This window comes from Sinomicrobium weinanense (assembly GCF_018863395.1).
GTDB lineage: Bacteria > Bacteroidota > Bacteroidia > Flavobacteriales > Flavobacteriaceae > Sinomicrobium > Sinomicrobium weinanense.
In genome coordinates this window covers 30,262-41,297 of sequence record NZ_JAHKRR010000010.1, presented here as the reverse complement: position 1 = coordinate 41,297, position 11,036 = coordinate 30,262, and the positions used below count along the sequence as shown (strand labels likewise).

General features: G+C 43.9%; 12 protein-coding genes. 7 read left to right on the top strand and 5 right to left on the bottom strand.

Annotation, left to right across the window (positions count from 1 at the left end; all coding sequences use genetic code 11):
• Nucleotides 1–666: 666 nt before the first annotated feature.
• The gene (locus tag KN811_RS19030; RefSeq protein WP_187967096.1) at nt 667–843 is read right to left on the bottom strand and encodes a histone H1; all 177 of its coding nucleotides are present in this window, start codon (nt 841–843) and stop codon (nt 667–669) included.
• A 157-nt stretch (nt 844–1,000) separates the two neighbouring features.
• On the bottom strand, nt 1,001–2,119 hold the full coding sequence (locus KN811_RS19025) for a LytTR family transcriptional regulator (RefSeq protein WP_187967097.1): 1,119 nt from the start codon (nt 2,117–2,119) through the stop codon (nt 1,001–1,003).
• 206 nt (nt 2,120–2,325) lie between these two features.
• Here KN811_RS19025 and KN811_RS19020 point away from each other — a divergent pair, with 206 nt between their 5' ends.
• The 5 genes from KN811_RS19020 (at nt 2,326) to KN811_RS19000 (ending at nt 5,765) form a co-directional block, all read left to right on the top strand.
• On the top strand, nt 2,326–3,189 hold the full coding sequence (locus KN811_RS19020; protein ID WP_187967098.1) for a hypothetical protein: 864 nt from the start codon (nt 2,326–2,328) through the stop codon (nt 3,187–3,189).
• Nucleotides 3,190–3,273: 84 nt separating this feature from the next.
• Nucleotides 3,274–3,609 (top strand): hypothetical protein, encoded by a 336-nt coding sequence (locus tag KN811_RS19015; protein ID WP_187967099.1) that lies wholly within the window; start codon nt 3,274–3,276, stop codon nt 3,607–3,609.
• A 14-nt stretch (nt 3,610–3,623) separates the two neighbouring features.
• Nucleotides 3,624–4,055: an OB-fold protein gene (locus tag KN811_RS19010; protein WP_187967100.1), complete on the top strand. Its 432-nt coding sequence runs from the start codon at nt 3,624–3,626 to the stop codon at nt 4,053–4,055.
• A gap of 14 nt (nt 4,056–4,069) precedes the next feature.
• Nucleotides 4,070–4,618 carry a YceI family protein gene (locus KN811_RS19005; protein ID WP_187967101.1) on the top strand — a complete coding sequence of 183 codons (549 nt, stop codon included), beginning with the start codon at nt 4,070–4,072 and terminating at the stop codon, nt 4,616–4,618.
• A gap of 235 nt (nt 4,619–4,853) precedes the next feature.
• Nucleotides 4,854–5,765: a DUF5777 family beta-barrel protein gene (locus KN811_RS19000; protein ID WP_187967102.1), complete on the top strand. Its 912-nt coding sequence runs from the start codon at nt 4,854–4,856 to the stop codon at nt 5,763–5,765.
• Between the two features lie 100 nt (nt 5,766–5,865).
• Here KN811_RS19000 and KN811_RS18995 read toward each other — a convergent pair whose 3' ends face one another.
• Nucleotides 5,866–6,141 (bottom strand): hypothetical protein, encoded by a 276-nt coding sequence (locus KN811_RS18995; RefSeq protein WP_187967103.1) that lies wholly within the window; start codon nt 6,139–6,141, stop codon nt 5,866–5,868.
• A gap of 452 nt (nt 6,142–6,593) precedes the next feature.
• On the opposite strand from KN811_RS18995, the gene KN811_RS18990 reads away from it, so the two are divergent.
• Nucleotides 6,594–8,405, top strand: a complete 1,812-nt coding sequence (locus KN811_RS18990) for a glycoside hydrolase family 2 protein (RefSeq protein ID WP_247716565.1) — start codon at nt 6,594–6,596, stop codon at nt 8,403–8,405.
• Nucleotides 8,406–8,809: 404 nt separating this feature from the next.
• The gene (locus tag KN811_RS18985; RefSeq protein ID WP_187967105.1) at nt 8,810–9,268 is read left to right on the top strand and encodes a small multi-drug export protein; all 459 of its coding nucleotides are present in this window, start codon (nt 8,810–8,812) and stop codon (nt 9,266–9,268) included.
• A 48-nt stretch (nt 9,269–9,316) separates the two neighbouring features.
• Here KN811_RS18985 and KN811_RS18980 read toward each other — a convergent pair whose 3' ends face one another.
• Nucleotides 9,317–10,090 (bottom strand): carbohydrate-binding family 9-like protein, encoded by a 774-nt coding sequence (locus KN811_RS18980; RefSeq protein WP_187967106.1) that lies wholly within the window; start codon nt 10,088–10,090, stop codon nt 9,317–9,319.
• Between the two features lie 326 nt (nt 10,091–10,416).
• Nucleotides 10,417–11,025 carry an RNA polymerase sigma factor gene (locus tag KN811_RS18975; protein ID WP_187967107.1) on the bottom strand — a complete coding sequence of 203 codons (609 nt, stop codon included), beginning with the start codon at nt 11,023–11,025 and terminating at the stop codon, nt 10,417–10,419.
• Nucleotides 11,026–11,036 lie beyond the last annotated feature (11 nt).

Here is an 11,036-nt window from a genome sequence, read left to right as displayed (position 1 = left end):
TGAAGTAACATCTGTAAATTTTTATAACCCATATGTAGATGGTTGAGTGATTGCTAAAGGCGATTATACCAAAACCCCGGCTGTATCGGTACATCCCGGCGGGGCCGGGGCACTCAGCGGCCTCCATTAAAGCTGTTTCAGAGAAATCCATACTAGTACCTCAAACCACCCAGTCCATAGGTGGTTGAGTGTCCCGAGCTCCGCTCGGGACGTATCGAAACCACCGGTCGCTCTTCATCAGCTTCACCCCCTTCATTCAAACTCATTCACAGGTTTCTCACGAATGCCCTACAAGATTATAACAATTTTAGCTGTTTTTAAACAAATACAATAAACACTACCCGCAAATGAAAAAAACTACCCGGTTTATCTTTAGTACATTAGCTGTTCTCGTAGGCTTATATCCTATCATATACTTTCTAAACGATAAGCATTTCGCTCTTACCTTCTTTACCTGGCTTCTTATAAGTGTCACTGCGAGAGGCAACATTTATCCAGCCACATAAATTGTAATGACATTAAACCCGGGATTAAATCTTTGTGAATCTGTGTAGTAAAATAAGGCCCATAACGGGAAAACCACAAATGGAAGAATAATAAGATGGAAAAAGACAAAAAGAAACCGCCCGGACCATTCTCAGTCCGGGCGGTCTTTTCTTTAAAGCACTATTTTTTGGATTCTTCCAAAGATACTTTGCGGAACTCTTTCATAAGTTTGCTGATTTCCAGCGCAGACTTACGGGCCCTTGTACCGGCCGCTTTGTTTCCTTTTTCAACTTGTAACTGTGCTTCCGCGTTAAATGTTTCGATCTCTGACTGGATCGTGCCTAATAAATCTTTCATTTGAACTGTAAATTTTTGCAATGAAGGGCGAAAATAGTCAAATTTAGTTACAGTAAAGGTTACCAAACGATTATTTTTAACCAGGAGAGAGGAAATCGAGCGTTATAACCGTGTTCTTTTTCATCAACCTGCAACCGGCAACTGGCAACCGCCACCATTACCCTCTCAACCACTGCTTAAACTCAGAAGCCTTGTTCTTGCTGATAATAATATCCAGGGGAAATTTAGGGTTCACTTCTATCTTCAACTGGTTGTTTCCGTATTTATAGATTTTGTCAATGCTGTTAATGGAGAGGATAACACGGCGGTTTGCCCTGAAAAAGAGGGTGCTGTCCAGCTCCGAGAACACTTCTTCCAGGCTGTTGTTGCTGTGAAAGATCCTGCCGTCCGAGCAGCAGATATGGGTCACGGTGTTTTCCATGTATATAAAGGCTATATTATGGGGTTCAATAGAAACGATCTCGTCTTTTACATAGGTTAATATCCGCTTTTTTGCCGTGCTATTGTCCCGGTCGCTTTCGGGGTCATCTGCATTTTCTTCTACTTTTTGTTTGTACAGGGTGAGGTCGTGATTCAGTTTGGACAGGGTTACGATATCCCGGGAAAGCCCTTCGTTCTTTATTTCCAGTTTTTTTTCGTACCGTCCGCTGATAAGGCGTACCATAAAAAGGGACATCAGCACAATGAGCATGCCCGAAATGGCATAGGCGAGGATAAAATTGTTCTTCAGTTGCAGCATTCTTGCCTTGATATGGTCTATATTGGCATGGGCGGCGACGATCCAATCCGTATTTTTTACGGGGTAGAGGTAAATGATCTCCGAGTCCCTGTCCGTATCAGAGAATTCCCGGATACCCCCGGTCTGTTTCTTTTGTTTCAGGAGACTGTACAGGTCATTAGGGTCCGGCTCGGAATACACGGCAGGTTGCACAAAAGATTCTTCCGGCAATATCAACTGGCCTATCTTTTCCGGGTTCGGATGGCAGATCTCAATGCCCGACCAGTCAAACATACATACAAAGCCTGCTTCCATACTCGTATTTTCAAGGCTCTTTTGCAGATTATTGACCACTTCTTCCTTAGACAGGCCGTTTTCCAGTTGAAACTGCACCAGGGATGAGATCTCACTGGCTTCGCGTTTGCTCGATTCGATCTGGGTCCGCAAAAAATGATTGGTCGAGATCTCCAGCAGGTAGTTCATACTGAAATAGCCCACCACAAAAGTAACAATGGCCAGGCCGAGGAAGGTAAAAAAATAGACATGATCTTTTTTCATACAGGGGGGAGTTTAAATGTCCAAAATACGGCTTTTAAAAAAGACATCGCAAACCGGGCGGCGGATTATTTTGGAATTTCCTGAGGTGCTTAACCGCAGTTTTTCCCTTTTACCGGTTATTTTTTCCCTCTCGCTCAGGTTTTTTTGGTGTAATGCGTTTATTGTCAGTTAATTTGATGTGTCAAATTTAAAACAAAATTTACATTATGAAAAAAACCAGCCTTTTACTTGCGATCGTGATTTTCGCCTTTTATTCCTGTAGCAGCGATGACGATTCTTCTTCTACCCCCGAGCCGGAAGAAAATTACATTAAGCTGGCAGAAGATGGCGATCACGGACAGATCCTTACCGACAGTGAAGGAATGACACTCTATTTCTTTTCCAATGATTCCAAAGAGACTTCTACCTGTAATGAAGGATGCCTGAGTGCCTGGCCCGTGTTCTATGCCGAAGACATTACGGTAGACGAAGGGTTGGATGCCAACGACTTTGCGACCATAACACGGGAAGACGGAGAAAAACAGACCACCTACAAGGGCTGGCCCCTGTATTATTTTGCCCAGGACAACGCAGCCGGGGAAGTAAATGGCGATGGAGTGAATGACATATGGTATGTAGCAAAGCCCGACTATTCCCTGATGTATGTCCATGCCCAACTGGTGGGAGACGACGGAAAAAATTATATTATCGATGAAAACGGGGATTATGTAGAAGGTGAGGGGACCACCCTTTACATTACCGATATCATGGGAAATACCCTTTATGCATTTGCCCCCGATACAAAAGACAATAATACCTATACTAACGAAGACTTTTCCAATGATTCTGTCTGGCCCATTTTTCATGTAGACCTCGACAGGCTTCCCAGTATCCTGAATCCGGACGATTTTAATACGATCCTGGTCCACGGAGAACGGGACCAATTGACCTACAAGGGCTGGCCCCTGTACTATTTTGGCCCTGACGATGCCAGGGGAGACAACAAAGGGGTGAGTGTGCCCAGTCCCGGCGTATGGCCCATAGTGAATACCGACACCCAGGAGGCCCCTGAAGCCGTAAACAGGGGATAGGCCGGAACGGACAATTGAAAAAGAGGGGGCATAAGACTTTTTAGCCCTCTCTTCCCTCTTAGTTTAACAGGCATGATAACAAAAATGACAACAACCAGAATTTTATACCTTATCCTTCTTGCCGTTTGTACGGTTTCCTGCGAGTATAATGTAGAAGAGGAGGACATGGAAGAGATTTCATGCGATCCCGGCATTTCTTTCTCAACGACGGTAAGGCCAATTATAGACAATAATTGTATACAATGTCATAATGGCTCTGTACATCCGCTCGATTTTCGCAATTTTTCCACGGTTAAGGACAATGCCGAAAAGATCAGGGAGCTTACCGAAGCGGGCATCATGCCAAAGCAGGGATCGCTGACTTCAGAAGAGATCGCCCTGATAGGCTGCTGGGTAGATAACGGGGCTGCGGATAATTAAAACTGGAAATTAATATGAAGGGAGTAAAACGTTCGGTTTATATTTCGGGCATACTTATCATTGTAGGTGTCCTGATAGGGCTTATTGCCTTTATGAGGCTCTATAACAAACCGCACACAGATGTTAACGCCTCCGATGCCGATCATACCCTGGCGGCAAAAACACTGCTGGAAGCATTTAAAACCGATGAGAACAATGCAAATAAATTGTACCTGGACAAGATCATACAGGTAGAAGGAGAGATCAGGGATATCAGCGCAGCCGATGGCAACAGTATTATTACCCTTGGAGTGGAAGGTTCCGAAGAGAGCATCATATGCAATATGTATCCTACCGAGAACAAGAAGGCCCTGGGCCTGCATAAAGGGCAACAGATCAGGATAAAAGGGATATGCACCGGGTTTCTGCTCGATGTTATCCTGGTCAGGGCAGTCATTAGCGATTAAAAACAGGTTTAAAAATGCAGATCAGATCCATAATAATACTGATTTTTATAGGCTGGCATTCTTTGCTGTTCCCCCAGGAAAAATACCTGACCAAACAGGGAAATATTTCCTTTTATTCCCATACCCCGGTAGAGGATATCAAGGCGGAGAACAAGCAGGTGCTGAGCATCGTTGACCTTTCTACCGGTGAGATCGCCATAAGTATACTGATGAAATCCTTTGTTTTTGAAAAGGCCCTGATGCAGGAGCATTTCAATGAGAACTATGTGGAGTCCGACAAGTTTCCCAAGGCGACCTTTACCGGGAAGATACAAAACCTGCAGGAAGTTATGTCCGGTGACAATGGTGTAGCGGAGGTCGATGGAAAACTGACCATTCACGGTATCACAAAGCCCGTTCAGATCGAGGCCAGGACAGATACGGAAAACGAAAAGATAAGCCTCACCGGAAAGTTTATGATCACCGTTGCAGACTACGATATTAAAATACCGGCCATTGTACGCAATAATATAGCCCGTGAAGTGGAGGTTTCCTTTAAGCTGGAACACCTGCCGTATCGTTGAGCTATATATGAACCAACGGCCGAACTTAAAAAGGTAGCCCGAAGATATCAGCTCAGTGCAGACAGGCCCGGTACAGGTAAACTCAATATGGTATTTATCGAAAGGCTTGCTCTGAGGTCGTTAATTCAGTCACATTTTAAAGTCCTATGTCCTATAATCTTATGTCTAACATCTGATATCTAATATCTAACATCTTATATCTTAAAGTCTTAAGATAAACCATTTATCAAAAAAAATGAAAAAGTCAATACTGATATTGTTTTTCCTGGGCCTCTGCACCCATATGTCTGCCCAGGACCTGATGGAGATACTGGATGAAGAAACTCCACAGCATACGGAATACATAAGTGCTACCTTCAAAGGCACGCGGATCATTAACGGCCATTCGATAGAGAACCGGAAAAAAGGGGTATTGGAATTCCTGATCTCCCACCGCTTCGGCCGGATCAATGACGGTATCGACGAATTTTTCGGCCTGGACGATTCCAATATCCGTTTTGCGCTGGAGTATGCCCTGACGGACAACCTCATGTTCGGAGTGGGGCGGAGCTCGTTCGAAAAAACATACGACGGTTTTGTAAAGTACAAACTCCTGAAACAGGCTACGGGAAAAAAACCGTTCCCTTTGAGTGTGTCCCTTTTTGGCAGTGCCGCCTGGAAAACGCTGAAGGATTACGATCCTGAAGACAAACCCGATTTCAGTGACCGCCTGTTCTACACCACCCAGGTGCTTATGGCACGGAAATTCAACGAAAACCTTTCCCTTCAGCTTTCCCCCACATACGTACACCGCAATTCTGTGAAAATAGACGCCGACCCCCACGATATTTTTGCCGTAGGGGCTGGAGGCCGTTACAAGATTAGCAAAAGAGTGTCTGTCAATGCCGAATATTTCTATACCGTTAATCCTTTAAAATCGGTAAACACCAAAGATGTCTTTGCCCTTAGTGTGGATATAGAAACCGGGGGGCACGTGTTTCAGCTTATGCTTTCCAATGCCCTCACCATGATCGAAAAGGCATTTATCACCGAAACCACCGACGACTTTTTTAGTGGAGACATTCACTTTGGCTTTAATATCTCCAGGGCCTTCCACCTCGGAAAAAAACACCGCAGGATTCCGGACGAAGGAGAACAGGAATGGTAAAAGGGTAAAAGAAACAGGAAAAAACAGATCGAAGCCGCTGTAACCGGTTCTTCTGGGGAAATAATTTTACCTTTAGCCTATGACAAAATCTGATAATTGACTAAAAATCAATCGGATAATTTTTTAGTGTTTGTTCCCTCCCAACCTCCCCCAAGGGGAGGAGCCATGGGCTCCCCTCCTTAGGAGGGGCTGGGGGAGGACTTTTCAGCTGGACTGAAGATAAAGAAGCGCTCATAAGTCTAATCCTTGTTAAGTCAACGTATTTTTTGTTATGTACTAAAAATTTTGCCTTATAGTACCTCATGACGATTGAAGGCCATACTATAAGTCCAATCAACAAATCAGCGAAAACCCCTGCTATCCCCGTTAATCTCATTCAATCTTATTTAATCTCCACTCCCCGGGCATCGTCGAGAGGAAAACATCTCCGGTTTCCCCGAAAAACCCCGGATTTGAAAAGAAATGACCAAAGAATGAGACAAAATGCAGAACCTTTAAATACTGCTTTCCTCTATCTTGGGACTCCTAAAATGATACATGTCAACGGTATGCTTATACGGTTTTAATCCGGCGAAACTTCCGGGGTTAATCTCCTATCAATCTTTTAACCTTGTCTTGACTGGCAAGGAAAAGGATACTTAAATAAAAGACCATTAACACCAGCTATTGACAAGACATAAAATACTATTAAACTGAAAAGGCAGGACAGGCTTTTTGGGGAAAGACTATTGTTTTTTTCACTGCCAAACGAAGTGCCGGACGAACCCTTAAATTAAAATTATATAACGCTAAAACAAATACAGAATTACTATGCGAAACACTCGAATCTTGACCGGAATATTTTTTATATCATTTTTTCTGTCAGCTTACCTGTTACAGGCACAGTGGAAACCTGCCGGAAATAAAATAAAAACCGTCTGGGCCGGGGAGATAGACCCGGAAAAGGTCCTGGACGAATACCCAAGGCCCATCATGGAACGAAAAGCCTGGAAAAACCTCAACGGCCTGTGGAATTACAGCATCACGGAACGCCATAAGGCCAAACCGGATGGCAACGACGGTAAGATTCTCGTTCCCTTTGCGGTAGAATCCAGCCTGTCGGGGGTTATGAAAAGAGTCGGCGCATCGCATGTGCTGTGGTATAACAGGAGTTTTACCGTCCCGGACGACTGGCAGGGCAAAAATATCAGATTGAATTTCGGTGCGGTAGACTGGCAGGCGGAGATATGGATCAATGACATCAAAGTCAGTACACATACCGGCGGATATGAACCCTTTTCAATAGATATTACCCCGTTTCTCAACAGCGATGGCCCCCAGGAATTAACGGTAAGGGTCTGGGACCCGTCCGACGAAGGCTCACAACCCCGGGGAAAACAGGTAAAGGACCCTAAAGGCATCTGGTATACCCCGGTTACCGGGATCTGGCAAACCGTCTGGTTAGAGCCGGTTAACGAAAAACACATAGAAAATACCAGGGTTGTTCCTGATATTGACCGGAATACGGTAAAATTCGATACGGATGTCAAAGGATTTGAGTATGGAGATGTGGTAGAAGTCACTGTTTTTGACAAAGGGAAAGAAGTGGCAAAAGGAAGATCTGCGGCCAGCCAGGAGTTTGAAATTACGATCGGCGATCCGAAACTCTGGTCGCCCGAATCCCCGTTCCTGTACAGGACAACGGTTAAACTGATCAGCAACGGTAAAGTGACGGACGAGTTCAAGAGCTATTTTGCCATGCGGAAGATCTCTACAAAAAGGGATGGGAACGGCATCGTGAGAATGCAGCTCAACAACAAAGATTATTTCCACTTCGGCCCCCTCGACCAGGGTTGGTGGCCCGACGGACTTTACACGGCCCCATCGGACGAAGCCCTGAAATACGATATCGTAAAGACCAAAGAAATGGGCTATAACATGATCCGGAAGCACGTAAAGGTAGAACCTGCCCGCTGGTACACCCATTGCGATGAGATCGGGATACTGGTCTGGCAGGACATGCCCAATGGCGACCAGCAAAAAGACTGGCAGATGCGAAAGTATTTCGACGGAAATGAATTGCAAAGAACAGTGAAATCAGAACAGATCTACCGGAAAGAATGGAAAGGCATCATGGATTACCTCTATTCCTATCCCAGCATTGTAGTATGGGTGCCGTTCAACGAGGCCTGGGGGCAATTCAAAACGGAAGAAATAACGGAATGGACCAAAAACTACGACCCCAGCCGCCTTGTCAACTCGGCCAGTGGCGGAAACCACTTTCAAACCGGAGATATCCTGGACCTGCACAACTATCCCGACCCCAGACTCTTCCTCTACGACGCACGCCGCGTAACTGTTTTGGGCGAATACGGAGGTATCGGGCTCCCGCTTAAAGGGCACCTTTGGGAAACAGATAATAACTGGGGATATGTGCAATTCAAGAATTCCAAAGAAGTGACCGATGAATATGTAAAATACGCCCGAAAGCTGAAAGAGCTGGTCCGGTCCGGCTTTTCAGGGGCGGTTTATACCCAGACCACCGATGTGGAAGGCGAAGTTAACGGACTGATGACCTATGACAGGAAAAAAGACAAAATGGATGTTGAACGTATAAAAAAGATCAACCAGGAGGTGATCAATGTGGTGAATGAAAAATAAATACTTCAGGTTTTCCGCTTTGGGGTTACTACCTCGGTATGGATCTGAATTATAAAAAGAGAATGTCTCAAAAGTAATATTTCCGTCACCCTGAACTTTTACCCTGAGCACAATCGAAGGGTTGTTTCAGGGTCTCATAACGATCGTCCGATTAGCATGATGGGATGCTGAAACACTTCAATTGTACTCTGTGCATGCAAGTTCAGCATGACGGTTTTAAAGACTTTTGAGACATTCTCTTTTTATAATTTACAGTTTTTTTAAGTAAACCTGAAAGAACCAGGCGTCTCCGTAAGTGATATTTTCTTTATATATAGCTCCCTTTTTCATGTTAAATAACACTTAAATGATACGGTCCTTAACATACTGATATTTTTAATTTCTATTTTTGGCAAAAAATTACCGTGATAGTAGAAATATTGATCGCTGCATTATGGAGTATTTCCCCTTTTGGAGAGGCAAAGGTCGGGATCCCGTATGCTATTTTTAATAACGTAGATATTTATATTTCGTTTATAGTCTGCTTTCTGGCCAATGTATTGGTATACCCTGTGATGAAGTTTTTTTTGGATCATTTAAACCACTATCTGCTAAAATGGAAATTTTATAAAAAAGGAGCTGTTAAGCTGGCCCGGCGGATTAAGATCAAGGCAGGTTCCAACGTTACAAAATTCGGCTTTGTGGGCATTTTGATCTTTGTAATGCTACCGGTCCCCGGAACCGGCGTATATGCAGGTACTATCGCCTCTTATCTGTTCAGGATGTCGTACGGCCAGGCTTTTTGGGCCAATACCATTGGTATTTTCCTGTCATGTGCCATCGTTTGGGGTATGACACTGGCTACATATCACGGGGTAAAATAAAACGGGCAGATTTCTACTTTAATTAGACGCTGACCGGACACTACTTTCCTACTTCAGGAACAAATACCCGAAATATTCCGGCCTGTGAAACTGGGGCCTTTGCGCCATAGTTGAGCTCCAACAGGCATATGTTGCATTTTCCGGATTGTTGCTCCAGTCTTTTACGGAATGGTCTGCCTGGGAAATAATGCGGTAAAAGTTCAATCGATAAACAGGGTCCGGAGTATTTTCAGGATATTGCAATAATTGTAACGGTATCCTTAAATGCCCGCTCCAGGTCCTGGCATCGCGGTCTTTTGCAACACTGTGCTCCACACCCGAGGTTTTGGTGTCTATATAATCGAGATTAAATTCCTTGTTCCCCTTGTATTGGTTGTTGATCCTGGCAAGGAACAATGCATTGTTCGGATTTAGTTGGATCTCCAGGTAATCCTCCCGGGCTTCTTTGCCCTTGCTGATAAAAAGTTCAAAGACTTCCTGGTTGAACATGGGCGAATTGTCCTCTGTATAGTGGTTCTGGTCCATTCTTGGATTGTTTCTGCACTCAAATTTTATCTCGAGAAACAGGCTGTCGTATTTTACCATGACCAGAGTTTCCTCCTTAATGGCCTCCCCGCCAACACTGTGCTTAAAATGAAGGTCTTCAATTTTGGTAAAGGATTCTTTATTTACGATAAGTTCGGGTAATGTCTCTTTTTTATTTTCGTTCATGGTTTGGACAGCTTCTGAAGTGATATCATTTTTCGTTTTCTTCTTTTCTTCACAGGCCAGGCTGGCGATTCCGCAAAGTAACAGAATAATTAATGGTTTGATGTAGCTCATGGTTTAACTTTATATTTTAACAAACTTCGAAAAGCTCCCCTCTTCAGATGAAGACCTGTGCTGGGCTTGTCGAAGTAGGGGTGCCCCGCTTGCGGGACGGGGAGTTTGACTCTGCCCAAGCCTTGGGGTTATCCCCGAACATTTATGTTTATCCAATGGTTTGGGCTTTCAAACCCTCCGTCACGACTGGAGTCGTGCCACTTCCCTTTATCTAAAGGGAGGAACTCTTTTTGTTACTTTTTGTATTCTCTTTACCTGTTCTTTGATCTCTTGTAAAACAGAAGACAGACACTCAAATGTTTTTTCATTATGGAATCCAAAGCAATTCAATGCGCAACGGAAATTTGCTTTTCCAACTCATTTTTAAAGGAAAACAGGATAAAAAGAATGGTTTTATATTTCTGCCCCAGTTTTTCTTCGAGGATTTTAAAGGCCCGGCTAATATGAGCTTCAATGGTTTTGATGGAGATGCCCAGAAGCTCGGAGATCTCAGTGTGTGTCAGGCCTTCTTTTTTGTTAAGCAGGAAAATGTGCTTGCATTTGGACGGAAGATTGTTGATCTCAAGGTAGACCAGTTTTATGATCTCCTCAAAATTATCCTGCTCGTTCTCCATAACCATATCAATGGCTTCGAAGTATTTTTTCTCCAGGTACAGAACGGATTTGTTCTTTCTGTATTCATTGATGAATTCGTTATAAACGGATTTATACAGAAAGTTCCTGATCAGAAAATCAGGGTTGAGTTTTTTTCTGCCCGTCCAGACTTTTACAAAGACATTTTGAACGATATCCTCAGCCTTACTATGGTCGTTTGTCAATGTAAATGCATACACGCAAAGCCTTTGATAATAGGCGTCCATTAAATATTCATACGCTTTCTCATCACCTTTGATCAATCTTTTTATCAGAAAGTAATTATTATCAGCAAAATCCATGTAACGATGAT

What these genes read in the sequence shown, in the direction of transcription:
- KN811_RS18975 (WP_187967107.1), bottom strand. Translation starts at nt 11,025, where the DNA reads ATGGATTTTGCTGATAATAATTACTTTCTGATAAAAAGATTGATCAAA.
- KN811_RS19020 (WP_187967098.1), top strand. Translation starts at nt 2,326, where the DNA reads ATGAAAAAAACCAGCCTTTTACTTGCGATCGTGATTTTCGCCTTTTAT.
- KN811_RS19000 (WP_187967102.1), top strand. Translation starts at nt 4,854, where the DNA reads ATGAAAAAGTCAATACTGATATTGTTTTTCCTGGGCCTCTGCACCCAT.
- KN811_RS19030 (WP_187967096.1), bottom strand. Translation starts at nt 843, where the DNA reads ATGAAAGATTTATTAGGCACGATCCAGTCAGAGATCGAAACATTTAAC.
- KN811_RS19015 (WP_187967099.1), top strand. Translation starts at nt 3,274, where the DNA reads ATGACAACAACCAGAATTTTATACCTTATCCTTCTTGCCGTTTGTACG.
- KN811_RS19005 (WP_187967101.1), top strand. Translation starts at nt 4,070, where the DNA reads ATGCAGATCAGATCCATAATAATACTGATTTTTATAGGCTGGCATTCT.
- KN811_RS19025 (WP_187967097.1), bottom strand. Translation starts at nt 2,119, where the DNA reads ATGAAAAAAGATCATGTCTATTTTTTTACCTTCCTCGGCCTGGCCATT.
- KN811_RS19010 (WP_187967100.1), top strand. Translation starts at nt 3,624, where the DNA reads ATGAAGGGAGTAAAACGTTCGGTTTATATTTCGGGCATACTTATCATT.
- KN811_RS18995 (WP_187967103.1), bottom strand. Translation starts at nt 6,141, where the DNA reads ATGAGATTAACGGGGATAGCAGGGGTTTTCGCTGATTTGTTGATTGGA.
- KN811_RS18980 (WP_187967106.1), bottom strand. Translation starts at nt 10,090, where the DNA reads ATGAGCTACATCAAACCATTAATTATTCTGTTACTTTGCGGAATCGCC.